This window comes from Curtobacterium sp. Curtsp22, from assembly GCF_059492135.1.
The window spans coordinates 1350653-1374946 of the sequence record NZ_CP168519.1 but is presented as its reverse complement, the minus strand read 5'-3'; the positions used below and the strand labels follow the sequence as shown (position 1 = coordinate 1374946).

The following is a 24294-nucleotide window of genomic DNA, read 5'->3' as shown; positions in this document are numbered from 1 at the left end:
CGAGCCGCGGCCGGCGCACGGCCCGATCAACCTCGCACGGTGTCCCTTGCGCCCGCCTCGCACCGGCCGCCGCAGGCCGCACCAGCTGATCGACCGCGCACCGTGCGCGCCGGATGAACAGGCCACCGGACGACCACCCTCGCACGGTGCTGAGTCCGGCGGTCAGCGTCGGAGCAGCGTGCGCCCGGGGATGACGGTGCCGCGTAACGATCGGTGCTCGACGGGCCGAGCGGGATCGTCGATGCGGCCGATGACGAGGTCGATCGCCTCCCGGCCGATCCGTTCGATCGGCTGCTCGAGCGTCGTGAACCCGATCCAGTCGTTCGCGAGCGGGTACACCCCGTCGAAGCCGGTGACCGACACGTCCGCCGGAACCCGCACGCCCCGCTTGGAGAGAGCGTCGCACACGTCGAGCATGAGCCGGTCGGTGGGGCACATCACCGCCGATGCCCCGGACTCGGCCACGGCGTCGACGACGTCGGCGGCGAGGGCGTCGGCCGTGCGGACGAAGCTCGCGTCGATGTCGATCACGCGCACTCCACGGGAGCGGAGTCGCTCGACCATCGCGCTCGAGCGCGCGTGCTGGGTGATCGCGTTGTCGAGGGGGACTGTCAGGACGACGACCGTGGTGTGGCCGGCGTTCGCGACAGTGTCGGCGATGGTCGCTCCGCCGTCGGTCTCGTCGCAGTAGACGCTGGAGAGAGCCGGGTGCAGTTCCGGACGTCCGGCGACGACGGTTGCGATGCGCGGTGCGAACTCGGCGATGTCCGCCGCTGGCATGAGGCCGCTGCAGACCACGAGTCCGTCGACCCGCATCGAGACGAGCGCCGCGAGCGCGGACTTCTCGTCCTCGACACGACCAACGCCGGTCGTGGTGACGACGCGGTACCCGAGTTCCGACGCGCGACGCTCCATGACAGCGTGCAGCGCGGTGTAGACCATCGACGAGGCATCTCGCACGAGCATGCCGATGGTGTGCGTTCGGCCGCTCACGAGTCCCCGAGCCATCGCGTTCGCCACGTAGCCGAGTTCGGCGGCAGCTCGTTCCACCCGTTCCCGCGTCTCGTCGGAGAACCGACCGGTGCCCGAGAGCACGCGGCTCACGGCTGACTTCGAGACGCCGGCGCGGGCGGCGACGTCGAGGATGGTCGGCTGTGACCCGCGGGTGCCGTTCACGCGTCGGACGCTGCGGCTTCCTGCGGCCCGTTGCCGTCTGCGGTGTCACCGCCGCGGCCTGCGGGCCTGCCTTCGGCGCGTGTGCGTCGGTGGACGAGACGGATGGCGCCCTGAGCGATCGCACGCCAGCCGACCAGGAACAGTCCGAGGACGATCGTGGCGACGATGACGAAGGAGATCGGCAGGGGGTTGCCGTCCACGTCGCCCTGGCCGGTCGCGACACGGATCGCCATGCCGACGAAAACCGTGAGGATCCAGGCGACGACGCCGGTCGGCCAGAACCGGAGCGGACGAGACCACGCACCGCTCGTGACGTAGGCGATCGCCCACCCCGCGAGGAACGGGTACGCGGTCGTCCATACCCCCAGAGCCGTGCTGCCCTCGCCGTGGGACGACCGACCGACGAGCGCGAAGACGACGATGAGGACGACGTCGACGACGACTGCGAGCCAACCCCAGGTGCGTGTGTTCACCCCATCATTCTCGCAGTCTCGCGCCCGGGGCTGCTCGTCCACATCGTCGGGGCAGGAAAGACCATCCACAGTTGTCATCGACGGGGTCCGGCTCGGGGATGCGACTGTCGAGCATCGGCGCATGACGATCGATCTGAAACTCGCACCGGCCCCCGAAGTCATCACCCACCGAACCTCCGCACGACGCCCCGATGAGTCCGAGGTCATCCGTCGCCGAGCCGCCGCAGGAGAACTCACCCGCGTCGCACGCGGCCTCTACGCGGAGACGTCGGCGTGGGCCGGATTGAACGCCACCGGCCGCCACCACGTGCGGGTGCGCGCGTTCGCCGACCGGGTCCGGCCCGGCGACCTGGTGTCGCACGTGTCGGCGGCGGTCGTGTTCGGCGTGCCGCTCCTCACGCCCCCGCCGGTGAGGATCCACGTGACCTCCCGCGGGGCTGACCGCCGCACCACGAACGCGACGTTCGTGGTGCACGCGGACCTCGACCCCGAGCGGAACCGGACCGTCGTCGCGACTCCCGACGGACTGCTGCTCTGTGCACTCGACCGGCTGGCGACCGACCTCGCGCTCACCCTCCCGTTCGCCGATGCGGTCGTCGCGCTCGACGCCGTCCTCCGGCGCGGGGTCGACCGCGGATCGGTGCGGTCGGCGGCCAAGCGACGAGGGCAGAAGGGACGGCGGCGTGCCCTGCGCGCGATCGAGTTCGCGGACGGCGCGTCGGACTCTCCGGGGGAGTCGTTCGCTCGCGCGCGGTTCGACCAGTTCGGGACGCCCACGCCCGTGCTCCAACACTGCTTCCGTGCGGCGGGAGAGCCGGACATCGTCGTGGACTTCTGGTTCCCCGACGCCGGTGTCGTGATCGAGTTCGACGGGGCGGTGAAGTACGAGAAGAGCGAGTACCTCCGTGGACGGACCCCCGCGCAGGCGCTGGTCGCCGAGAAGATCCGGGAGGACCGGCTCCGGTCGTTCCCCGAGGTTCGCTTCGTGCTCAGGCTGACGTGGTCCGACCTGCAGAACGAGTGGGTCCTGCGCGCGAAGCTCCGCAGAGCGGGCGTGCGGATGTCGCGCTGACGCTGATCGACCTCGCACCGTGTGGGTTCGTGGGACCGAGGGGGAACCCGCACGGTGCGCCGGCCGACGTCTGAGTGCGGCGTGGTCGCTCCGTGCGAGGTCGTCGGCTGCGGGTGTCGCCGCGGCACCGTGCGGGGCGATTCGGTCGAGTTGGACGTGGCCACTCGGTGCGAGGTTATAGGCGGACACGGGGTGGGCAACCTCGCACGGGTCGGTGGAGTCGGCACCGTGCGCGCCGCGCGGAGTTCATCCGCGGGCGATCCCAACGGCACCCGCCGTTCACCCCGCGGCGTCACACTGGTCGCACATGCGGGAACGTTCCCGCAAACACTCGCACTCACTCCGCAAGCCACCCCACACCCAGCACCCCACACCCCACACCCCACACCCCACACCCCAGGGAGACCACCGCCGTGAAGACCCGAGCCCTCGCCGGCCTCGCGATCGCCGCCGTCGCGACCGTCGCACTGTCCGGCTGCGTGCAGAGCGCCAACGCTTCGAACGCCGCCGACTCCAGCAGCGGCACGACCGCCCTCACCGTGTTCATCAGCGGCGACACCAACGTCCAGGACCTCTGGGAGAAGTCACTCATCCCCGCCTTCGAGGAGCAGCACCCCACGATCTCCGTGCGCACGAGCATCGACCTGCACGGCGAGCACGACGCGCAGACCCAGGCGAACCTCGCCACCGCGGTCAAGGCGGGCAAGGACGTCGCGTACGACCTCGTCGACGCCGGGTTCGTCTCGACCGCCGGCAAGGCCGGACTACTCACGAAGGTCAGCGACAGCAGCATCCCGAACCTCAAGGACGTCCCCGAGGCGACGAAGCAGCAGGGCGGCACGAGCGCGATCCCGTACCGTGCTTCCAGCGTCCTGCTCGCCTACGACTCGAACAAGGTCTCCGACCCGCCGAAGACCCTCGACGACCTGCTCTCCTGGATCCGGGACAACCCCGGGCAGTTCGCGTACAACTCCCCGTCGTCCGGCGGCTCGGGCGGCTCGTTCGTCGCGACCGTCCTCGCGAAGTACCTGACCGCGTCCGAGCAGAAGACGATGCAGACCACGTACGACAAGTCGCTCGAGTCGAAGTGGGACGAGGGCTTCCGGACCCTGAAGGACCTCGGGCCCTCCACGTACCAGAAGGGCGTGTACCCGAACGGGAACGACCAGGTCGTGCAGCTGCTCGGCAGCGGGCAGATCTCGATGGCGCCCGTCTGGAGCGACCAGTTCATCACCTCGCAGAAGACCGGCGTGATCCCGAAGACCGTCAAGGCCGTCCAGATCGCCGACCCCTCGTTCACCGGCAGCGCGAGCTTCCTCGGCATCCCGAAGACCGAGCCCGCCGCCAAGAAGCGCGCCGCCGAGGAGCTGGCCGACTTCGTCCTCAGCTCGAAGGGACAGCAGCTCGTCGCGAGCGCGGTCTCCGGGTACCCGGTCGTCCCGCTCGACTCGCTGCCGAAGTCGGTCTCCGAGCAGTTCGCCGACGCGGACCCCTCGAACCTCCGCCTCGGCTTCCAGAGCGACTTCGCCGCCGACATGAACGCGGCGTGGGACGCGAAGGTCCCGCAGTGACGGACACCGTCCAGCACTGCCCGGCGGTCGACCGGGAGGCCCGCGGCGACTCCGCCCCGGGCCTCCCGGCCGCCCCGTCCCGCGGCCACGGCACGCCGGACACCGCGCATCGGCCCACCACCCAGGAACGCCTGGACCGCCGTCGGCGGTGGCAGGGCCTCGCACTCGTCGCCGCCCCGGTCCTCGTCGTCGTGCTGTTCGTCGGCGTCCCGGTCGTCAACGCCGCGCTGTTCAGCCTCGGCTTCACCGGCGGCCTGAACCAGGCGCTCGCGGACATCGGCGGCGACACGGTGCACGGGTTCTCGCTCGCGGTCTACGGCACGCTGCTGGGCAATCCCACGTTCCTCCGGGACCTCGCGGCGACGCTCGGCGTCACGGCGCTCTCCACCGGGGTGACCGTGTCACTCGCCGTGGTCGTCGCCGTGATCCTGCGGCTCCGCGGCGGGTTCCTCGGCAAGACACTCAGCGTGCTCGCCGTCGTCCCGATCTTCGTGCCCGTCGTCATCGCGAGCTGGTCGATCCTGACGTTCACCGACGCCCAGGGCTTCCTCCGCAGCCTCGGCGCCCAGTTCGGCGTGGACGTCCCCGTCTGGGGGTACACCTTGGTCGCCGTCGTGTTCGGCAGCGTGTGGACGAGCCTGCCGTTCGCGGTCCTCATGGTCGCCGGCGCGCTGCAGGGCACCCCGGACGCGCTCATCGAGGCCGCCCGGGACGCCGGTGCGAGCACGTGGCGTGTGGTCTGGCAGGTGCTCCTGCCGATGGCGAGGACGCCCCTCGTCATCGCCACGACGTTCACCGTGATCGGGGTGCTCGGGGCCTTCACGGTGCCGTACTTCACCGGACCGAACGCGCCGACGATGCTCGGCGTCGACATCTCGAAGTACTTCCAGGCGTACAACCGTCCGCAGCAGTCGACCGCGATGGCCTTCGTCGTCTTCGCCTTCGCCGCCGCCGCCAGCGTGTTCTACCTCCGCTCCACCGTCCGGTCGAACGCGAGCGAGCTCGAGAAGCAGAAGGGTCGGTCGTGATCCGTCGTCTCACCGGCACCGCTCTCGTATGGGCCGCCGCCGTCGTCCTCGCCGTGTTCATCGCCGGTCCACTGCTCTGGCTCGCCGTCCGGGCGTTCGCGACGACGTGGACCTACCCGAACCTGTTGCCGGATGGGTGGACCCTCGAGTGGTGGGGGCGGGTGTTCGACGACCCGAACCTCGGTGTCGCCGTCCAGAACTCCCTCGTGCTCGCCCCGCTCACGGTCGCGATCGCCGCGGTCATCTGCCTGCCGGCGGCGTGGGCGATCAGCCGCATCGAGTTCCCCGGGCGGCGGCTCGTGCTCGTCGGCCTCTTCGCGACGAACGCCTTCCCCAAGATGGGGCTCTTCGTGACGATGTCCGCGATGTTCACCGCGCTGAACCTCATGAACACGGTCACCGGGATACTCATCGTGCACGTCCTCGGCTGCGTCGTGTTCATGACCTGGCTCCCGGCGGCGGCGTTCTCCGCCGTACCGCGTTCCCTCGAGGAAGCGGCGCGCGACGTGGGTGCGAGCCGCTGGCGGACGTTCTGGAGCGTCACGTTCCCGATCGCGTGGCCGGGCATCCTCGTCGCCGTGGTGATGAGCTTCCTCGCCTCGTTCGACGAGGCGCAGGGCACCTACCTCGTCGGAGCCCCGACCTACATGACGATGCCCACCGCGATGTACTCGCTCGTGCTGAACTCCCCACGCCAGGTCTCGGCGGTGTTCGCGATCGCGCTGAGCATCCCCTCGGTCGTCCTCATGACGCTCGCGCGGAAGCACATCATGGGCGGCCGACTCGCGGACGGGTTCCAGATCCGATGACCCGCCCGGACCGACCGACCCGATCCACCCGACCGACCAGACCGACCGGTCCCGGCCCGACCGCGCGTCCGTCCCGGACCGATCCCAGCTCGAAAGGCGACCCGATGACGGACGCAACGATCCTCGCGGAACGCGAACCGCGCCTCCCGGCACGCACCGACCCGGCCGTGCGTCCGGACGCGACGCCCGACGGCGGACTGACCGTCCGTGGACTCCGCAAGACGCTCGGCGGCTGCGACGTCGTCGCCGGCATCGACCTCGATGTGGCGAAGGGCGAGCTCGTCTCGCTGCTCGGCCCGTCCGGCTGCGGCAAGACGACGACCCTCCGCATGGTCGCCGGGTTCCTGCCCGCCGACGGGGGCGTGGTCACGATGGGGGACCGCGACGTGACGACGCTCGGCCCGGAGCGGCGGCCGAGCGCGATGGTCTTCCAGAACTACGCACTCTGGCCGCACATGACCGTGACGCAGAACGTCGCGTTCCCGCTGCGCACCCGACGCGTGCCGAGACAGCAGGCCACGGAGCGGGTCCGCGAGGCGCTCGAGCTCGTCGGGCTCACGCACCACGCCGGATCGAAGCCGACGGCGATCTCCGGCGGCGAGCAGCAGCGCGTCGCCCTCGCCCGAGCGATCGTGCAGGAGCCGGACGTCCTGCTGCTCGACGAGCCGCTCTCCAACCTCGACGCAAAGCTCCGGGTGAGCGTCCGCGACGAGATCCGACGCATCCAGCAGCGCCTCGGCATCACGACCGTGATCGTGACGCACGACCAGGACGAGGCCCTCAGCGTCTCGGACCGGATCGCGGTCATGCACGACGGACGGATCGAGCAGATCGCCGCGCCCGCCGAGCTGTACGCACGTCCGGCCACCGGCTTCGTCGCGTCGTTCATCGGGTCGACGAGCGTCGTCGCCGGACGGTTCCTAGCCGCGACGTCGGTGGTGCCCAGGGCCGACGACGCCGTGCTCGTCCGGCCGGAGCAGGTCACGCTCACCGACGGGTCACCGGTCCGCGCGACGGTGGTGCGCGTGCTCATGCGCGGCCATTTCGCCGAGGTGGTGCTCGCCGCCGACGGTGCCGAGCTCCGGGCGTTCGTGACCGGTGTCGCGCCGGCGGTCGGCACTGAGACCGGTGTCCGGATCGGTGACGTGCTCGTGTACCGCGACGGCGTCCTGGTGGAGGCAGCCCGATGACCGCGGACGCACCCGCGACCGCGGACGCACCCGCGACCGAGAGCGGCCCGATGGCCACGGTCGCGCCGGCCGCCGCGGGTACCGGCACGATCCCCGGCGCCGGGCGCGTCGTACGTCGGCCCCGCCTCGTCGCCCACCGGGGTGCGCCGCGCGTCCGGCGCGAGAACACCCTGCCGGCCATCGCCGTCGCCGAGGCCCTCGGCGCCCACACCATCGAGGTCGACGTCCGCCGCACCGCCGACGGCGTCGCCGTGCTGCTCCACGACGAGACCCTCGGCCGGATGTGGGGCGACGCCCGGCGCGTGTCCGAGGTGGACTGGTGCGACGTCGCCCGGCTCGGCAACGGCCTCGACCGGATCCCACGGCTCGACGCCGCACTCGAACGGCTCGACGGCTGCCGGACCTCGTTGCTCGTCGACCTGACCGACCCGGAGGACGCCCTCGTCGCCGCGCGGACCGTCGCGGCGCACCGGGGGAGCACCGGCGTCGCGTGGTGTGGTGCGCCCGAGGCGATGGCGGCGGTCCGCGAGGTCCTCCCGGACGCCGACGTCTGGCTCGCGTGGGAGTCGCTCGAGGCGCCGACCGCGGAGGACCTCGCGCCGCTCGCGCCCTCGACGCTGAACCTCGACGTCGCGTTCCTCACGCCGCGCACCGTCCGGGCCGCGCACGACCTCGGCCTCGTCGTGTCGGTGTGGACCGTGGACGACCCCGAGCCGGCCGTGTGGGCAGCGATGGCGGGCGTCGACTCGATCACCACGAACGACGTCGCCGCGGTCCGAGCGGCACTCGCAGCGGCGGAACGGGACGGCTGGCCCGAGCGCGACCGCGAGCCGACGGAGACCGAGGTCGCCTCGCGCGCGCAGGCACTGGCGCACCGGATCGCCCACGAGGTGATCGCCTTCACCCGTGAGCACCCCGTCGGCGAGGTCACCACGAAGGCGCACCCGGCCGACCTCGTCACCGACGTCGACCGGCTCCTCGAACAGCACGTCCGTTCCCGGGTCCGGACGGTGTTCCCGACCCACGGGTTCACCGGCGAGGAGTACGGCGCGGCACCCGGTGACCGGCACCGCTGGTACCTCGACCCGGTGGACGGCACGACGAACCTCGCGAACGGCGTGCCGTGGACCTCGATGTCGCTCTGTCTCACCCGCGGCGGTCGTCCGCTCGTCGGCGTCGTCGCCGATCCGTGGCGCGGTGAGGTGCTCGAGGCCCGGGGCGGCCGCGGAGCCACCCTCCGTGACCGGACGCTGCGCCTCGACGACGCCCCGCGGGCACTCGCCGGAGCCGTCGTCGGCACCGAGCTCGACGGGCACCGGCCGTGGCCCGGGTTCGGCGCGTTCCTCGACGCCCTCGCGGCCCGCTCGTGCACGCTGCGGGTGCAGGGGTCCGGGACGCTGACGATCGCGCAGGTCGCGGCCGGGCGGGGGATCGGCGGGTGCGTGTCGGCGTTCGACCCGATTGACCACGGTGCTGCGGTGCTGCTCGTGCACGAGGCCGGCGGCGTCGTGCTGACCCGGGAGGGCCCCGTCGACGGGTTCCCGCCGGCGGGGGAGCCGTTCCTGGTGGCGCACCCGGGTGCGGCTGACGAACTGCACGCCGTGTGGACCGCAGCGCTCGCCGCCGTCTGAGCGTCACCCCTGTGGGTCTGGAGGCGCGGTGCGGGCCCGACCCGCGCCTCCCGGCCCACAGGTGGGCGCGTGACGAACCGCCGGCTCTCGGGTGACTCTGTGCGGGCGTTCAGTCAGTGGTCGCCGGCGCTCCCTAGGGTGGCAGTCCACGGCACCGCCCCAAGGCGGGCCGCACTGCTCCGCCGCCGGCGGGGCGCACCCGAAGGAGCATCGACCATGGGATTCCTCGACCGCCTGCTCGGACGTCCGGAGCGCGACCAGAACGGCGCCGCGCAGCAGAACCAGTGGGGACAGCCGCAGCAACCGCAGCAGCAGGGGTACCGCTACGGCCAGCAGTCCTACCACCAGCCCGCGCCCACGGGAGCGCCGGCGGCCGGCGGACAGTACGGCACGCCGCAGTGGGGCGGCGGCGGCCCGACCGGTGGGCAGCAGGCGTCCACCGACGACGAGCGTGCGGTCGAGCGCTACCGCTACCTGCTCCGCACGGCCCCGCCGGAGCGCATCGAGGAGGTCCACGCCGAGGCCTTCGCGAAGCTCACGGACGAGCAGCGCCGGATGGTCTACGACGAGTTCACCCGGTCCGCGCCGGCCGGCGAGGCCCCGCGCGGCGACGACCCGCGCTCCCTGGCCCAGGCCGCGACGCGCTCGGAGATCCGGCAGCCCGGGTTCATGGAGCGCTCGCTCGGCGGTGTCGGGAACGGTCGCGGCGGGATGTTCGGCGGTGCCGGGCAGCGCTCCGGTCCCTCGTTCGGCAGCATGATCGGCGCCTCGATCCTCGGGACGGTCGCCGGCTACGTGATCGGTTCGGCCATCATGAGCGCCTTCCTGCCGGACCCCGGATCGTTCGACGGCGGTACCGATGCTGCGGGTGACGGTGGTTCGGAGGACACTGGTGCCGACTCCGGTGACGGAGGCGCGTCCGACAGCGGCGCGCCCGACGGCGGCGGGTTCGAGAGTGCGGGCTGGGGCGACAGCGGATCCGACTTCGGCGGTGGCTTCAGCGACTTCGGTGGTGACTTCGACGTGTAGCGCGTCACGGTCGGTACCGACCACCTGATATGTTCCATGCTCGACAAGGGAGCGACATGGCCATCATCGAAGCCTCCGGGCTGACCAAGACGTACCGATCGAAGTCCGGTCCCGTGCACGCACTGGCCGGGCTCGACCTGGTGGTGCCGCAGGGCACCGTCAAGGCGCTGCTGGGGCCGAACGGTGCCGGCAAGACCACCACGGTGAAGGTGCTGACCACGCTCATCACGCCGGACAGCGGCACGGCGACGATCGACGGCATCGACGTCATTGCCGACCCGCAGGCAACCCGGCGTTCCATCGGGGTCTCCGGCCAGTACGCCGCGGTCGACGAGAACCTGACCGGGTTCGAGAACCTCGAGATGATCGGGCGGCTCTACCACCTCGGTCGTCGGACGGCGCGGGAACGGGCTCGCGAGCTCATCGACGTCTTCGACCTGGCCGAGGCCGGGGACCGTCCGGTGAAGGGCTTCTCCGGCGGCATGCGGCGGCGGATCGACCTCGCCGGCGCGCTTGTGATGAACCCCCGCGTGCTGTTCCTCGACGAGCCGACCACCGGGCTCGACCCGCGCAGCCGGCTCGCGCTCTGGGGCGTCATCGAGGGGCTCGTGGCCGAGGGCACGACGGTGCTCCTCACCACGCAGTACCTCGAAGAGGCCGACCAGTTGGCTGACGACATCGCGGTGATCGACGGCGGGACGGTCATCGCCGAGGGCACCTCCGACCACCTCAAGGCCCAGGTCGGCGGCCACCGGGTCGTCGTCACGCTGGTCGACCAGGCCGATGCGGACGCCGCCACGACCGTCCTGCGTCGCTACGGCGTCGGTGAGGTCGAGGCCTCCGGCGACGGCCGGACCCACGCCATCGCGGTCGAGGCCGGACCCTCGGCACTCCAGCGGGTGCTCGCCGACCTCGGTGACGCCGGCATCGAGCTGCACGACGCCGGCATGCGACGCCCCACCCTCGACGACGTGTTCCTCCGGCTCACCGGCCACGCGGCGACGGACGACGATGCGGTCGACCCGGCTGCCACGAAGCAGAAGGAGGCGGCACGATGACCGCCACCACACCCGCCACGGCACTCGGCCGGCAGCTGCCCGTCCTCGTCACCTCGCCCGCGGCGGTCTGGTTCGAGGACGGCTGGACGGTCACCAAGCGGAACCTCATCAAGATCAAGCGGTCGCCGGACATGCTCGTGTTCGCGGTGCTGCAGCCGATCATGTTCGTCCTGCTCTTCAGCCAGGTCTACGGCGGCGCGATCCAGGTGCAGGGGACCGACTACACGCAGTTCCTGATGGCGGGGATCTTCGCCCAGACGGTCGTGTTCGGCGCGACGTTCTCCGGCTCGGCGATGGCGCAGGACCTCAAGGAAGGGCTGATCGACCGGTTCCGCACGCTCCCGATGTCGGCGTCAGCGGTGCTCGTCGGCCGGACGAACTCCGACCTGGTGTTGAACGGCATCTCGATGGCGATCATGATGCTCACCGGGCTCGCGGTCGGGTGGCGGGTGAACTCGTCGCCGCTGGAGTTCCTCGCCGGCATCGCGCTGCTGCTGCTCTTCAGCTACGCGTTCAGCTGGGTGATGGCGCTGCTCGGCATGAGCGTCAAGACGCCCGAGGTGATCAACAACGCCTCGTTCATGATCCTGTTCCCGCTGACGTTCATCTCCAACGCCTTCGTCCCGAGCGACACGCTGCCGCTCGTGCTGCGGGTCTTCGCGGAGTGGAACCCGGTGTCGTCGCTCGTGCAGGCCGCCCGCGAGCTGTTCGGCAACGTCGGCTCGGCGCCGGTGCCGGACATCTGGACGATGCAGCACCCGATCGTGACGGTGCTGATCGGGATCGCGGTGATGCTGGTGGTGTTCGTGCCGTGGTCGGTGAACAAGTACACGCGGATCAGCTCGAAATAGAGCTCAGAGGAGCTTCCGCTGGAGCGCCCACGCCGTGAGCTCGTGCCGGTTCGACAGCTGCAGCTTCCGCAGGACCTTCGACACGTGCGTCTCCACGGTCTTCACCGAGATGAACAGGTCCGCGGCGACCTCCTTGTAGGCGTACCCGCGGGCGATGAGCCGCATCACCTCCTGCTCGCGCGCCGACAGGCGGTCGAGTTCCGTGTCGACCTGCGCGGTCTCGCCGCTCACCGCGCCGAACGCGTCGAGCACGAAACCGGCCAGCCGCGGCGAGAACACCGCGTCCCCCTCGGCCACGCGGTCGATCGCCTCGGCGACGTCGGCCTCCGACGAGCTCTTGGTGATGTACCCGCGCGCTCCCGCCCGGATCACCCGCACCACGTCGTCCGCCGCGTCCGAGACGCTCAGCGCGAGGAACCGGGTGTCCGGGTGGCCCGGGGCGGCGCGTGCGATCACCTCGGCGCCACCACCGCCCGCACCGCCGGGCAGGTGGACGTCGAGCAGGACGACGTGCGGTCGGGTCGCGGCGACGAGGTCGACGGCCTCGTCGACGGTCGCGGCCTCACCGACGACCAGGAGGCGCGGCGGCAGCCCGGCGCGCACGCCGGCCCGGAAGATGGAGTGGTCGTCCACGATGGCGACGGTGAGCGGTGCGGCCTGCGGCTGCGCGATGGGGTCCTCGGTCACGGGTGCTCCTCGGTCGGCAGGTCGGGGGCGGTCAGGGGGAGGACCAGACGGACCTCGGTGCCGGTGCGTCCCGGCCCCGGCGCGATCGTCGCGGTGCCACCGATGCGCTGCATCCGGCCGACGATCGACTCGCGGACGCCGTAGCGGCCCTCCGGGACGGCCGCGGGGTCGAAGCCCGGCCCGCGGTCGCCGATGGTGACCTCCACGCGGTCGTGGGCGGTCTCGGCGTACACCCGGACGGTCCCGCCGGCGTGCCGAGCGGCGTTGAGCATCGCCTCGCGGGCGGCCGCGACGATGCCCTCGGGCAGGTCGGCCCGCGCCGGACCGATCGCGATCACCTCGACCTGCGCCGGGTACTCGGTCTCGATCTCGACCGCGGTCGCCCGGAGCTGGGCCCCGAGGTCGGCGGTCGGCTCGGCCTGCTCGGCGAACAGCCACGACCGGAGTTCGCGCTCCTGGGCTCGCGCGAGTCGTGCGGCGTCGGAGCCCGGCTCGGCCCGCTGCTGGATGAGCGCCAGGGTCTGCAGGACGGAATCGTGCAGGTGCGCCGCGATCTCGGCCCGCTCGACGTCCCGCACGCGGGCGGCGCGCTCCTCGGCGAGGTCGCGGACGAGCCGGACCACCCAGGGCGCGACCACGACGGCGACGCCGAGCAGCACCGCGGTCGCGGCGGTGAGGACCGTCCAGACGTTCGGGTGCGTGCTCGAGGTGAAGAACAGCAGGATGCCGAGCACGACGAGCACGAGCGCGCCGAGGGCCCGGACGACGAGGGCGGAGGACCCCGCGGCGCGGACGTTCCGGAGGGCGTCGAGTTGCCGCCACGCGAGTGCCGCTCCGGTGGCGACGACGATCGCCGGCACGATGAACGCGAGCGGGACGTCGGCGCCGAGCCGTGAGGCGACCATCGCGCCGCCCGCCGCCAGCAGGGCGATGCCGAGCAGGATCTCCACGACCGGCGCCCGGCGCGCGGGCTCGTCCGGCGCGGCCTCGGCGTCCGCTGCGGGACGGGTCAGCACCGCTCGCAGGGACGTCGGCGTCGCCGGACCCTGGCTCGGCGTCGTCGCCCAGAGCCAGGCGTAGAGCAGGACACCGGCCCCGCCGCACACCGCCAGCACCGCGGTCGCGAGCCGCACCGCGCCGACGGGCAGCCCGGTGTGGGCAGCGAACCCGCCGCACACGCCACCGACGACCCGGAGGGCCGGGCGGGACATCGTGGCGGTCGGCATGGGCCAATCCTGGCACCCCGGGTCCGCCGATCGCGGGCTCCGGGGCGGGGATCAGGGGACGATCAGGGTGAACCCCGATGGTGCCGACCGTCGACGGCCACGATGCTGGTGGCCATGACACAACAGGACACCGGCGGCCCCGCGTCGGCGACACGGTTCTTCGACTGGATCCGGGGCATCCACGTCACCCGGTCTGACGACCGCTGGCTCGCCGGCGTGTGCGGCGCCGTCGCCGAGCGCACCGGGCTCGACCCGCTCGTGGTGCGGGGCGTCGCGATCGTCGTGGCGCTCCTCGGCGGCCCCGTGTTCCTCGCCTACGCAGCGGGGTGGGCGCTGCTGCCGGACTCGTCCGGACGCATCCACGTCGAGCGGATGGTCCGCGGGGTGCTCGACCCGGCGCTCATCGCCATCGGCGTCCTCGTGGTGCTGACCTTCGTCCCCGCCGTCCAGGGCATCTGGTGGCAGGGTGTCCCGGTGGCGTGGGGGATGCCCGGCTGGCTCTCGGCCACGCTCGGGACCGCGTGGACGATCGCCCTCGTGGGGTGCGCCGTGTGGCTCGTGGTGGTCCTGGCGCGCCGGGGCTCGCAGTCGGCAGCCGGCGTCCAGGCGGCGGCCGGTGAGCCGGCGGCGCACGGCGAGCCGGCGGAGCCGGGCACGCGGCGCGACTTCTGGACGAGTGCCGACGACCCCGCGCCGACGCCGTGGGCGGCGACGGGCGCGACGACGGCGGGTGGACCCGACCACGTCGCTCCCGGTGGGTCCGCGGCGGGGGCGAGCAGCGCCTCCTGGCAGTGGGACACGACCTCCGCGGCGGACCGACACCGTCAGCACACCGAGCGGATGCGCGCGGAACGGCAGCGTCAGGCGGAACGGCGTGCGGAGCGAGCCGAACGGCTCCCCGGTGCCGGGTACGTCGCCGTGAGTCTGGGCCTCGCCCTCGTCGTCGGAGCCGGCGTCGCGGTGTGGGCGCAGCAGACCGACCTGCCCGTGCCGGTGCTCGGGATCGCCGCCGCGGTCGCCGTGCTCGCCGTGGCGACCGTCGTGGCCGGCGTACGCGGACGGGAGAGCGGTGGCCTCGGGCTGTTCTCGACCATCGGGGTCGTCGCGCTCGTCGTGACGGGGGTGCTGCCCACCGGCACGCAGGTCACGGTCGTCGGCGGGACCACCTGGCGGGTGGACGACGTCCGGCCGGGTACCGAGCGGAACTACGCGATGGTGGTCGGTGGGCCGACGCTGGACCTCCGCGGGCTCGACGAGGCCGACGGCGGCGGGACGGTGAACCTCTGGCTCGGAGCCGGGGGAGCCGAGGTCCAGCTGCCGACCGACGCACCCGTCCGGGTCCGGGTGAGCGGCGTCGGGTACGGCGTCGAGCTCCGTCCGGACGACGACGCGGACGACAGCCTCGGTGGCGCGCTCGGCACGACGACCGTCGAGAACCGGGCAGCGCGATCGGCGGACGCCGCCGAGACCACGACCGTGCACGTGTGGGTCATCGGCGGCGGCGTCGACGTGCCGCGTGCCGTGACCGTCGACCAGTGAGGAACGAGACGATGACGAACGACGAGACCACCCCGGACGACCGGACCACCCCGGACGACCGGACCACCCCGGACGACCGGACCACCCCGGTCGACCCGACCACCCCGTACGACCGGACCACCCCGTACGACCGGGCCACCCCGACCACCCCGTTCGACGGGGCCCCGGCACCCGCTCGCCGCCCGCGCCGCGCACCCCGCTTCGGCACGGTCTTCTCCGGGGTCGTCCTCCTCGTGTTCGCCGCCGCGATGGCCGTGAGCGCCCTGCCGTGGTTCACCGTCGACCCGATGACGCTCCTGCTCGGGGCCTGCCTGACCGCCGGGGTCCTGCTCGTGGTGGCCGGTGTCGCGGCGGTGATCGCGAGACCACGGCGCTAGGACGGCCTACGATCGTGTCCGTGACCGCGACAGACGCCGAGCGGGCCGCGGAACGCGACGCGACCGAGCCTCCCCTCGACCGAAGCACCCGTGTGCGTCGCTGGATGCTGCACGGGGCCGACCAGGGCGCCTCGCACCAGGGCCCGCACCAGGTCGAGGTGGAGAAGACCCACTCGTGGTGGCGCGTCATGTGCCTCACGGGCGTCGACTACTTCTCGACGCTCGGGTACCAGCCCGCGATCGCCGCGCTCGCCGCAGGGCTCCTGTCGCCGATCGCGACGATCGTGCTCGTGCTCGTCACGCTGTTCGGCGCCCTGCCGGTGTACCGCCGGGTCGCGCAGGACAGCTTCCGGGGCGCCGGCTCGATCATGATGCTCGAGAAGCTCCTGCCCTGGTGGGCCGGCAAGCTCTTCGTGCTCGTGCTGCTCGGGTTCGCGGTGACGGACTTCATGATCACGATGACGCTGTCCGCGGCGGACGCGACGGCGCACATCGCCGAGAACCCGTTCACGCCGCACTGGTTCACCGAGATCCCGGTGCCGCTCACGCTCGCACTGCTGCTCCTGCTCGGGGTGGTGTTCCTCCGCGGCTTCAAGGAGGCGATCGGCATCGCGGTCGCCCTCGTCGCGGTGTACCTGCTGCTCAACGCGGTCGTCGTCGGGGTGTCCCTGTGGCACGTGTTCGAGCACCCGATGGTCGCGAGCGACTGGTGGAGCGGCCTCACGGCGCAGCACAGCAACCCGCTCGTGATGATCGGCATCGCCCTCGTCGTCTTCCCGAAGCTCGCGCTGGGCCTGTCCGGCTTCGAGACCGGCGTCGCGGTGATGCCGCAGGTGCGCGGTGACGCGTCCGACGACACGAGCGCCCGACCCGAGGGCCGGATCCGCGGGACGAAGCGCCTGCTCACCGTCGCCGCGGTCATCATGAGCTCGTTCCTCATCACCTCGTCGATCGTCACGACGTTCCTCATCCCGCAGCATGAGTTCCAGCCGGGCGGCGGTGCGAACGGCCGGGCGCTGGCGTACCTGGCGCACGAGTACCTCGGTGGCGTGTTCGGTTCCGTGTACGACTTCTCGACGGTCGCGATCCTGTGGTTCGCCGGTGCGAGTGCGATGGCGGGTCTGCTCAACCTCGTGCCCCGGTTCCTGCCCCGCTACGGCATGGCACCGCAGTGGGCGCGGGCGACCCGGCCGCTCGTGATCATCTTCACGCTCATCGCTTTCGTGATCACGATCATCTTCCAGGCGAACGTCGACGCGCAGGGCGGTGCCTACGCCACCGGCGTGCTCGTCCTCATCACGAGCGCCGCGGTCGCGGTGACGCTGTCGGCCCGACGGAAGCAGCAGAAGAAGCGCACGATCGGGTTCGGCATCATCGCCGTGGTATTCGTGTACACGACCGTCGCGAACGTCATCGAGCGACCGGACGGCGTCCGGATCGCCGCGATCTTCATCATCGCGATCGTCGTGGTCTCGCTGGTCTCCCGGGTCCGCCGGTCGTTCGAGCTCCGTGCGTCGTCGATCGAGCTCGACGCCACCGCCCGGCAGTTCATCGAGGCCGACGCCGACCAGTTCAGCTCGGTCTGCATCATCGCGAACGAACCGGGCGCCGGCACGGCCGAGGCGTACCGGTCGAAGGGGCGCGAGGAACGCCGCGACTCCGGCATCCCCGCCCGCGTGCCGACGATGTTCCTCGAGGTCCTGCCCGCCGACTCCTCCGACTTCGAGGAGGACCTCGTCGTCGAGGGCCACGTCATCCACGGGCACCGCGTGCTCAAGGTCCGGTCGGGCAACGTGCCGAACACGATCGCGTCGACGCTCCTCGCCATCCGGGACATCGCCGGCGTCGTCCCGAGCATCTACTTCGAGTGGAACGAGGGCAGCCCGATCCGCAACGCCATCCGCTTCGTGTTCACCGGCGTCGGTGACGTCGCGCCCGTGACGCGCGAGGTGCTGCGCGAGGCGGAGCCCGACGTGAACCGCCGACCGAGCGTCCACGTGTCGTGACGGGCGGGGCGGACGCGAGCCGCGCCTCCAGGCCCGTCGGTGGACTCGCGGCGGTCCTCGTCGCCGCGGCCGTGTGGGGGACCACCGGCACCGCGACGCACTTCGCGCCCGGGGTCCCCGCGTTCGTGTTCGGGGCCGTGACGTTCGGCCTCGGCGGGATCGTCCTCGCCCTCGGCGCCGGTCGCGGCACGCTCCGCACGGTCGCCGACCCGGCGAGTCGTCGTTGGGCGCTGCTCGGTGCGGCGTCGCTCGTCGTCTACGCGGTCGCGTTCTACGCGGCCCTCGCCGACGCGGGCGTCGCGCTGGGCACGACGGTGGCCATCGGGTCGTCGCCCGTGTTCGCGGGGCTCGTCGAGTGGGTGGCGGACGGGAGGCGCGTCACGCGCAGGTGGGTCGTCGCCACCCTGGTGAGCGTGGTCGGGATGGTCGTCGTGACGCTCGCGCGGTCCTCCGCGCACGCGGGCGCGGGCGCGGGTGCGTCGGACGGTGCCGATCGGGACGGGTCGCTCGTGCTCGGCCTGGGGAGTGCGCTGCTCGCCGGTCTGACGTACGCGCTGTACTCGTGGGCGGTCGCGCGGGGCATGCGTGCGGTGTCCGTTCCCGTCGCGCTGCCCGGTGGTGTGTCCGTGGCGGACCGTGCTTCCTTGCTGACTCGCGCGGCCCTGCCGGCTCGCGCGTCCCTGCCGGGTGAGCGTGGCTTCCTCGGTGCGGTGTTCGGGCTCGCGGCGGTCCCGCTCGTGGTGCTCGCCGTCGTGGGCGGGCAGGCGTCGCTCGGGGTCGCGGCGAACTGGCCGGTGTTCCTGTACCTGGCGCTCGTGCCGACGGTGCTCGGGCACTCGCTGTACGCCGTCGGGCTGCGGTCCGTGAGCGCCTCGGTCGCGACGCTGCTGTCGCTGTTCGAGCCCGTCGTGGCCGCGGTGCTCGCCGTGCTCGTGGTGGGGGAGCACCTCGGTGCCGGAGGCTGGGTCGGCATCGGGCTGGTGGTCGTCGGGCTGGCGTTCCTGGCCGTGCCGGAGCGCACGCGCGCCTAGCGGTGCGGGCGCGCCGCCAGGGGTGCGCCGCCGGGGCTTCGGGCGCGCCGCCGCGGGTGCGCCGCTACTCGCCGAGGATCTGGTCGCGCACCTTCCGCCGCAGCACCTTGCCGATCATCGAGCGCGGCAGGTCCTCGACCACGACCACCCGGCGGGGCACCTTGTACGCGGCGAGGTGCTCGCGCGACCACGCCCGCAGGGCATCGGCGTCGAACGTCGCGGGGTCCTTCGGCACGACGGCCGCGACGACCTGCTCGTTGCCGGCCTGGGTGATCCCGACGACCGCGACCTCGCGCACGCTCGGGTGCTTGAGCAGGGCGTCCTCGACCTCGGTCGGGGAGACGTTGAACCCGCCGGTGATGATGAGCTCCTTGAGGCGGTCGACGATCCGGACGTACCCGTCGGCGTCGATCGCCACGATGTCACCGGTCCGGAACCAGCCGTCCGGCGTGAAGACCTCGTCGGTGGCCTCGGCCTTGCCCCAGTACCCACGGAAGACCTGGGGCCCGCGGACCTGGAGCTCGCCCGGCTCGTCGGTCCCGAGGACCTTCGTCGGGTCGTCCGGGTCGGCCACCCGCGCCTCGGTCGAGGACAGCGGCAGGCCGATCGACCCGAGGCGCCGGGCCGGGGACACCGGGTTCGCGAGCAGGACGGGGGAGCACTCGGACAGTCCGTAGCCCTCGACGAGGTAGCCGCCGGTACGGGCCTCCCACGGCTCGACGACCTCCTTCGAGAGCGCCATCGCCCCGGAGATGCCGATCTCGATCCCCTCGAGCGAGACCTTCGCGGAGTCCGCCGCGTGCTGCAGCCGCGCGTAGATCGGGGGCACCGCCGGAAGGAACGTCGGCGGGTGCTTCTTCATCGCGGCGAGCACGAGTGCCGGGTCGAACGTCGGGAACAGCACGAGCCGCGACGCCATGCTCATCGCGAAGGTCAGGCAGAGCGTCAGGCCGTAGGCGTGGAACATCGGCAGGACCGCGTAGACCACGCTGCCGTCACCGGGCTGGATCTGCGGGACCCACGCCCGGGCCTGTGCGGCGTTCGCGATGAGGTTGCCGTGCGACAGCACCGCACCCTTCGGCACGCCCGTCGTGCCGGACGTGTACTGGATGAGGGCGACGTCGTCGGTGGCGGGTCGGGGGTGGCGCTTCGACAGCTTCCGGTTCGACACGAGGTCGTCCCACGGCGTCGTGCCGCGCACCTTGGTGGTCAGCTTCGCCCGGGACTCGCGGGCCTTCGCGACCGGGAGCGACAGCGCGATCCGGGTCCCGCGCGGCATCGCGCGGGTGAGGTCGACCGAGACGATCGCGTCGAGCTTCACGTCCGAGGGGAAATCCTGCAGCGTCGCCACCGACTTGTCCCACGCGATCGCGACCTTCGCGCCGTGGTCCTCGAACTGGTGGCGGAGCTCGCGCGGCGTGTACAGCGGGTTGTGCTCGACGACCACGGCCCCGAGGCGGAGCACGGCGTAGAAGGCCACGATGTGCTGCGGGCAGTTCGGCAGCACGATCGCCACCCGGTCGCCGGCGGTCACCCCGAGCTTGCGGAGGCCGTTCGCCGCCCGGAGGATCTGCTCCTCGAGCTCGGCGTACGTCGTCGTCCGCTTGAAGAACTCGAGTGCGACCTTCTTCGGGAAGCGCCTGGCGGACCCCTCCACGATGTCGTACAGGGAGCCGGTCGGCTCGTCGATGTCGTGCGGGACCCCCGGGGCGTACGAGGCAAGCCAGGGACGAGGCGTGTCGATGCTCACGCCGACCAACCTAGCGGGCCACCCGAGCGCGTTGTCAGGGGCACGACGGACGATGGCGTCATGCCCTTTGTCGCCGATGCCTTCCGATCCCGTCTCAACGACACGTTCACCGGTGGTGCGACGGAGCGCCCGGCCTGGATCGACGAGCTCGAACAGGGCACCGACGCCGGGTTCTTCGGGCCCGGCTCCGCCACCTGGTCGGTGCACGGTGGGAAGCAGACGATCCTCGCGGGTGTCCGTGCCCTGCTCGTCCAGGCGCTCCACCCCGGGGCGCTCGCCGGCGTCGCCGACCACTCCCGCTACCGCGAGGACCCGTTCGGCCGCCTCGCCGGCACCATCCGCTGGATCTACACGGTCTCGCACGGCGACACCACGGCGGCCCGGTCCGCGAGCGCCTGGGTCCGGAAGCTCCACGAGCGCGTCCGTGGCGAGTACGTCGACGGCCACGGGGTCACGAAGCCGTACGCCGCGAACGACCCGGACCTCGCCCGGTGGGTGCACCTCGCGTTCACCGACGCCTTCCTCCGCAGTGCGCAGCTGTGGGGCGACCCCATCCCCGGCGGTGCCGACGCCTACGTGCGCGAGTGGGCGATCGCCGGCCGGCTGATGGGCGTCGAGGACGCCCCCGAGTCCGACGCCGAGCTCCGTGCCCAGATGAACGGGTACCTCGACCGCGGGGAACTCGTCGCGACCGCACGGACGCTCGACGTCGTCCGGTTCATCAAGGACCCGCCGCTCGCGCGCCTGCTGCGCCCCGGGTACCGGGCGCTCTTCGACGGCGCGGTCGTCTCCCTCGATCCGCGGCACCGCTCGATGCTCGGGTTGCGGACGCCTGCGGTCGGGCCGGTGGAGTTCCCGGTCCGGCGGACGGCGGGCGTGGTGCTCGACGGCATCGGTGCCGTGCTCGGGCACCAGCCGGGGACGGAGCGCGCGGCGCTCGTGCGGATCGCGCGGCTGGGCGGCGAGCGGCGGATTCCGGACGCGTCCGTCAGGTGGGTACGTCAGAAACCGGACGGCACCCGGGGTGTGTACGCGGATTCGAGACGGGTGACCTCGTCGTCCGTGAGCTCGATCGTCGTCGCAGCGACCGCGTCGTCGATGTGGTGCTCCTTCGTCGCGCCGACGATCGGGGCGGAGACCGCGGGCTGCCGCATGACCCACGCGAGGGCGATCTGGGCCATGCTCGCGTCGTGCGCCTCGGCCACCTGCTGCACCGCGTCGACGATCGCGCGATTGGCGTCCTCGTCCTGCTTGTAGAGCGTCTTGCCGAACTCGTCGGTGTCGGCCCTGCTGCCGGAGCCCTGCGCGTCCCAGGGACGGGTGAGCTTGCCGCGGGCGAGCGGGCTCCACGGGATCACGCCGACGCCGGTGTGGGCGCAGAAGGGGTGCATCTCGCGCTCCTCCTCGCGTTCGAGGAGGTTGTACTGGTCCTGCATGCTGACGAACCGCGTCCACCCGTGCAGGTCGGCGACGTGCTGCATCTCGGCGAACTGCCACGCCCACATGCTGCTCGCGCCGATGTAGCGCGCCTTGCCGGCCTTCACGACGTCGTGGAGGGCCTCCATCGTCTCCTCGACCGGGGTGTGCGGGTCGAAACGGTGGATCTGGTACAGGTCGACGTAGTCCGTGCCGAGGCGGGTCAGCGAGGCGTCGATCTCGTGCATGATCGCCGCCCGCGAGAGTCCGGCGCCGTTGGGGCCCGGGCGCATGCGGTTGAAGACCTTGGTGAAGACCTGGACCTCCTCGCGCGGGGCGAGTTCCTTGAGGAGGGTGCCGGTGATCTCCTCGGAGCTGCCCGCGGAGTAGACGTTCGCGGTGTCGAACGTGGTGATGCCCTGGTCGTAGGCGCGGCGGACGAAGGGGCGGGCCTCGTCGATGCCGACGCTCCACTCGTGGGCGCCCTTGTCGGGGTCGCCGTAGGACATCATGCCGAGGATGACGGAGCTGATCTGGAGGCCGGAGGCGCCGAGGCGGGTGGTCGGGGGTGCCGGGCTTGTCGAGCGGGCGGTTTCGGTCATGCCGCCACCCTGGCATCGCGCCCTGTGACCGCGAGGAGGCGGACCTGCAGCGGCGCGTCCTCGCCGACGTCGACCGGTGCGGCGTAGAGGCCCGTCGCGGCGAGGTCCTCGATCTGCGGCTCGAAGTGCTCCCACACGGCCTGCACGAGTTCGTCCGGCAGGGTCTCGTCGCTGCCGGTCGCCCGCGCGAGGTCCCACGTGTGGATCGTGATGTCGCTCGTCTGCTCGGTGAGGTACTGCCCGGCCGGGACGACGTCCGTGGCGAGGTGCACCGGCGTGTCAGCGGGCGTTCTCTGCCACGCCTCGATGGCTTCGGCCGCGAACTTCGCCCACTCGGCCGCGAGGTCGGAGCCGACCGCTTCGAGATCCGCTTCGGCCTGGGCGTAGTCGCACCCAGTCAGGAGCTTCGGGATCCACCGCTGCTCCTCGACGACGTGTCGGACGAGGTCTCGGGTGGTCCATTCGGAGTCGGGGGTCGACGCGTCCCAGTCCGTGACGGCGGCGACGCGGCGGCCGAACTCGGCTGCCGCGAGTGCCTGCAGCGCGATCCAGTCGGTGGCCATGGTGGTGCTCCTGTTCGTGGGTCCTGCGGGTGCGGGGTGCGGGGTGCTGCGTTTTGGTGGGTGTTCGACGACCGGCCCGGAGGCGGGTTCCCGTGTGCTCCCCTGCAACCTTCCAGCTCGGGTTCCGATTCCCCGCGGCGGTCGCCCGGTGCCGGTCGGCGGACGCTGCGGTCTCACGCTACTGCGCGCGGTCGCCGGGCGAGCGGGCGAAATGTGCGGGGGTGCGACGTCCATCGGCGCCGAATCCGCCCGATCGGCGTGTGTGGCGCGCGCGACCAGGGACGCCGGCGCGCGCGACCAGGGACGCCGTCGCTCGCGACGGAGCCGATCACGTGGAACGCGTGGCGGTCGTGGCGAGCGGGCGGAAGACGGCGGGCGCTTGCCGCGAACCGCGCGTACTCCGCCCGCTCGACGGTGGGACGCGCGAGCGATCACGCCCAGCTCACGCCCAGCACCGCGCGACCCGCCGCCCGCCGCCCGCCGCCCGCGGCCCCACCCCGCAACGACGAACGGCCCGACTCCGTGGGGGAGGAGCCGGGCCGTTCGCTTCGGGTACTGCAGTGTCCTGCGGTTCGATGTCCCTCAGGTCACGCGCAACGCGAAGACCTTCGGGTCAGGAGGGACGAGGTGTCAGGCCGCCTGGAGGACGAACTGCACGTCGAGGTTGATCGTCACGTCGTTGCCGAGCGTGAAGCCACCGGCCTCGAGCGCAGCGTTCCAGTTCACGCCGAACTCGGTGCGGTCGATCTTGGTCGTGGCCTCGGCGCCGAACTTGACCTGGCCGTAGCCGTCGGTCGTGAAGCCGCCGAGCTCGGCCTTGAGGACGACCGGCTTGGTGACGCCACGCAGGGTCAGGTCGCCGGCGATGTGCAGGTCGTCGCCCTTGGCCTCGATGCTCGTCGAGCGGAAGGTGAGCTGCGGGTGCTCCTCGGTGAGGAAGAAGTCGCTCGTCTTGAGGTGCTGGTCGCGCTGCTCCTGGCCGGTGTTGATCGACGCGACATCGATGTTCGCCTCGACAGTCGACTCGAGCGGGTTCTCGGCGGTGACGACGGTGGCGTCGAAGGTCTCGAACTTGCCCTTGACCTTGCTGATCGCGAGGTGGCGGACCGAGAACGTGACCTCGGAGTGGGTGGGGTCGATCTTCCAGGTACCGGTCTGGTAGCCGGGGATGGTCGAGGCGGTGAGCGTCATGGTGACTCCTTCGAAGCG

At 72.1% G+C, this 24294-nt stretch carries 21 protein-coding genes and 1 pseudogene; 14 read left to right on the top strand and 8 right to left on the bottom strand.

Annotated features, from left to right (window positions below; all coding sequences use genetic code 11):
- Positions 1-162: 162 nt before the first annotated feature.
- Positions 163-1176 carry a LacI family DNA-binding transcriptional regulator gene (locus tag ACEN8D_RS06480; RefSeq protein ID WP_309778949.1) on the bottom strand — a complete coding sequence of 338 codons (1014 nt, stop codon included), beginning with the start codon at positions 1174-1176 and terminating at the stop codon, positions 163-165.
- A complete protein-coding gene (locus ACEN8D_RS06475) occupies positions 1173-1649 on the bottom strand; it encodes a DUF3054 domain-containing protein (RefSeq protein ID WP_413399656.1) in 477 nt (158 codons plus the stop codon). The genes ACEN8D_RS06480 and ACEN8D_RS06475 overlap by 4 nt, the downstream gene beginning before the upstream one ends.
- A 121-nt stretch (positions 1650-1770) precedes the next feature.
- Between ACEN8D_RS06475 and ACEN8D_RS06470 the strand changes: the two genes are divergently transcribed.
- From ACEN8D_RS06470 to ACEN8D_RS06430, 9 genes are all read left to right on the top strand, one after another.
- Positions 1771-2721 (top strand): hypothetical protein, encoded by a 951-nt coding sequence (locus ACEN8D_RS06470; RefSeq protein ID WP_413461647.1) that lies wholly within the window; start codon positions 1771-1773, stop codon positions 2719-2721.
- A 413-nt stretch (positions 2722-3134) separates the two neighbouring features.
- Positions 3135-4292, top strand: coding sequence for an extracellular solute-binding protein (locus ACEN8D_RS06465; protein WP_309778952.1), 1158 nt, complete (start codon positions 3135-3137; stop codon positions 4290-4292).
- Positions 4289-5320, top strand: a complete 1032-nt coding sequence (locus ACEN8D_RS06460) for an ABC transporter permease (RefSeq protein WP_413461816.1) — start codon at positions 4289-4291, stop codon at positions 5318-5320. The genes ACEN8D_RS06465 and ACEN8D_RS06460 overlap by 4 nt, the downstream gene beginning before the upstream one ends.
- Entirely contained in the window at positions 5317-6129 is an 813-nt protein-coding gene (locus tag ACEN8D_RS06455; RefSeq protein ID WP_413399877.1) for an ABC transporter permease, read from the top strand. Before ACEN8D_RS06460 ends, ACEN8D_RS06455 begins: the two co-directional genes overlap by 4 nt.
- Before the next feature lie 104 nt (positions 6130-6233).
- The gene (locus ACEN8D_RS06450; protein ID WP_413399876.1) at positions 6234-7319 is read left to right on the top strand and encodes an ABC transporter ATP-binding protein; all 1086 of its coding nucleotides are present in this window, start codon (positions 6234-6236) and stop codon (positions 7317-7319) included.
- On the top strand, positions 7316-8950 hold the full coding sequence (locus ACEN8D_RS06445; protein ID WP_495601205.1) for an inositol monophosphatase family protein: 1635 nt from the start codon (positions 7316-7318) through the stop codon (positions 8948-8950). Before ACEN8D_RS06450 ends, ACEN8D_RS06445 begins: the two co-directional genes overlap by 4 nt.
- Positions 8951-9166: 216 nt before the next feature.
- Positions 9167-9979, top strand: coding sequence for a hypothetical protein (locus ACEN8D_RS06440; protein WP_413399529.1), 813 nt, complete (start codon positions 9167-9169; stop codon positions 9977-9979).
- A 56-nt stretch (positions 9980-10035) separates the two neighbouring features.
- On the top strand, positions 10036-11037 hold the full coding sequence (locus ACEN8D_RS06435; RefSeq protein ID WP_309778958.1) for an ATP-binding cassette domain-containing protein: 1002 nt from the start codon (positions 10036-10038) through the stop codon (positions 11035-11037).
- The gene (locus ACEN8D_RS06430) at positions 11034-11888 is read left to right on the top strand and encodes an ABC transporter permease (protein WP_413399528.1); all 855 of its coding nucleotides are present in this window, start codon (positions 11034-11036) and stop codon (positions 11886-11888) included. Before ACEN8D_RS06435 ends, ACEN8D_RS06430 begins: the two co-directional genes overlap by 4 nt.
- Before the next feature lie 3 nt (positions 11889-11891).
- On the opposite strand, the gene ACEN8D_RS06425 is transcribed toward ACEN8D_RS06430, so the two are convergent.
- Both ACEN8D_RS06425 and ACEN8D_RS06420 read right to left on the bottom strand, forming a co-directional pair.
- Positions 11892-12575 (bottom strand): LuxR C-terminal-related transcriptional regulator, encoded by a 684-nt coding sequence (locus ACEN8D_RS06425; RefSeq protein WP_413399527.1) that lies wholly within the window; start codon positions 12573-12575, stop codon positions 11892-11894.
- The gene (locus ACEN8D_RS06420; RefSeq protein ID WP_495601204.1) at positions 12572-13801 is read right to left on the bottom strand and encodes an ATP-binding protein; all 1230 of its coding nucleotides are present in this window, start codon (positions 13799-13801) and stop codon (positions 12572-12574) included. Before ACEN8D_RS06420 ends, ACEN8D_RS06425 begins: the two co-directional genes overlap by 4 nt.
- A 114-nt stretch (positions 13802-13915) precedes the next feature.
- Here ACEN8D_RS06420 and ACEN8D_RS06415 point away from each other — a divergent pair, with 114 nt between their 5' ends.
- The 4 genes from ACEN8D_RS06415 to ACEN8D_RS06400 all read left to right on the top strand — a co-directional run bounded on the left by ACEN8D_RS06415 (position 13916) and on the right by ACEN8D_RS06400 (position 18754).
- The gene (locus tag ACEN8D_RS06415) at positions 13916-15340 is read left to right on the top strand and encodes a PspC domain-containing protein (RefSeq protein WP_495601203.1); all 1425 of its coding nucleotides are present in this window, start codon (positions 13916-13918) and stop codon (positions 15338-15340) included.
- Positions 15341-15351: 11 nt separating this feature from the next.
- Complete coding sequence (locus ACEN8D_RS06410; RefSeq protein WP_413399857.1) at positions 15352-15717, top strand: hypothetical protein; 366 nt, start codon at positions 15352-15354, stop codon at positions 15715-15717.
- 104 nt (positions 15718-15821) lie between these two features.
- Positions 15822-17723: an APC family permease gene (locus ACEN8D_RS06405; protein WP_396127757.1), complete on the top strand. Its 1902-nt coding sequence runs from the start codon at positions 15822-15824 to the stop codon at positions 17721-17723.
- Positions 17720-18754 carry an EamA family transporter gene (locus tag ACEN8D_RS06400; protein ID WP_495601202.1) on the top strand — a complete coding sequence of 345 codons (1035 nt, stop codon included), beginning with the start codon at positions 17720-17722 and terminating at the stop codon, positions 18752-18754. The genes ACEN8D_RS06405 and ACEN8D_RS06400 overlap by 4 nt, the downstream gene beginning before the upstream one ends.
- A gap of 64 nt (positions 18755-18818) precedes the next feature.
- On the opposite strand, the gene ACEN8D_RS06395 is transcribed toward ACEN8D_RS06400, so the two are convergent.
- Positions 18819-20504 carry a long-chain-fatty-acid--CoA ligase gene (locus tag ACEN8D_RS06395; RefSeq protein WP_413399626.1) on the bottom strand — a complete coding sequence of 562 codons (1686 nt, stop codon included), beginning with the start codon at positions 20502-20504 and terminating at the stop codon, positions 18819-18821.
- A 60-nt stretch (positions 20505-20564) separates the two neighbouring features.
- Here ACEN8D_RS06395 and ACEN8D_RS06390 point away from each other — a divergent pair.
- A pseudogene (locus ACEN8D_RS06390) lies at positions 20565-21464 on the top strand (oxygenase MpaB family protein); the annotation flags it as partial.
- Between the two features lie 41 nt (positions 21465-21505).
- On the opposite strand, the gene ACEN8D_RS06385 reads toward ACEN8D_RS06390, so the two are convergent.
- From ACEN8D_RS06385 to ACEN8D_RS06375, 3 genes are all read right to left on the bottom strand, one after another.
- Entirely contained in the window at positions 21506-22522 is a 1017-nt protein-coding gene (locus ACEN8D_RS06385; protein WP_413399625.1) for an aldo/keto reductase, read from the bottom strand.
- The gene (locus ACEN8D_RS06380; protein WP_309778965.1) at positions 22519-23085 is read right to left on the bottom strand and encodes a TIGR03086 family metal-binding protein; all 567 of its coding nucleotides are present in this window, start codon (positions 23083-23085) and stop codon (positions 22519-22521) included. Before ACEN8D_RS06380 ends, ACEN8D_RS06385 begins: the two co-directional genes overlap by 4 nt.
- A gap of 630 nt (positions 23086-23715) precedes the next feature.
- A complete protein-coding gene (locus tag ACEN8D_RS06375) occupies positions 23716-24276 on the bottom strand; it encodes a YceI family protein (RefSeq protein ID WP_070416635.1) in 561 nt (186 codons plus the stop codon).
- Between the last annotated feature and the right edge of the window lie 18 nt (positions 24277-24294).

Coding starts and splice junctions, on each gene's coding strand:
- ACEN8D_RS06470 (WP_413461647.1), top strand. CDS start 1,771: ATGACGATCGATCTGAAACTCGCACCGGCCCCCGAAGTCATCACCCAC.
- ACEN8D_RS06450 (WP_413399876.1), top strand. CDS start 6,234: ATGACGGACGCAACGATCCTCGCGGAACGCGAACCGCGCCTCCCGGCA.
- ACEN8D_RS06445 (WP_495601205.1), top strand. CDS start 7,316: ATGACCGCGGACGCACCCGCGACCGCGGACGCACCCGCGACCGAGAGC.
- ACEN8D_RS06440 (WP_413399529.1), top strand. CDS start 9,167: ATGGGATTCCTCGACCGCCTGCTCGGACGTCCGGAGCGCGACCAGAAC.
- ACEN8D_RS06435 (WP_309778958.1), top strand. CDS start 10,036: ATGGCCATCATCGAAGCCTCCGGGCTGACCAAGACGTACCGATCGAAG.
- ACEN8D_RS06430 (WP_413399528.1), top strand. CDS start 11,034: ATGACCGCCACCACACCCGCCACGGCACTCGGCCGGCAGCTGCCCGTC.
- ACEN8D_RS06420 (WP_495601204.1), bottom strand. CDS start 13,801: ATGCCGACCGCCACGATGTCCCGCCCGGCCCTCCGGGTCGTCGGTGGC.
- ACEN8D_RS06415 (WP_495601203.1), top strand. CDS start 13,916: ATGACACAACAGGACACCGGCGGCCCCGCGTCGGCGACACGGTTCTTC.
- ACEN8D_RS06410 (WP_413399857.1), top strand. CDS start 15,352: ATGACGAACGACGAGACCACCCCGGACGACCGGACCACCCCGGACGAC.
- ACEN8D_RS06405 (WP_396127757.1), top strand. CDS start 15,822: ATGCTGCACGGGGCCGACCAGGGCGCCTCGCACCAGGGCCCGCACCAG.
- ACEN8D_RS06385 (WP_413399625.1), bottom strand. CDS start 22,522: ATGACCGAAACCGCCCGCTCGACAAGCCCGGCACCCCCGACCACCCGC.
- ACEN8D_RS06380 (WP_309778965.1), bottom strand. CDS start 23,085: ATGGCCACCGACTGGATCGCGCTGCAGGCACTCGCGGCAGCCGAGTTC.
- ACEN8D_RS06375 (WP_070416635.1), bottom strand. CDS start 24,276: ATGACGCTCACCGCCTCGACCATCCCCGGCTACCAGACCGGTACCTGG.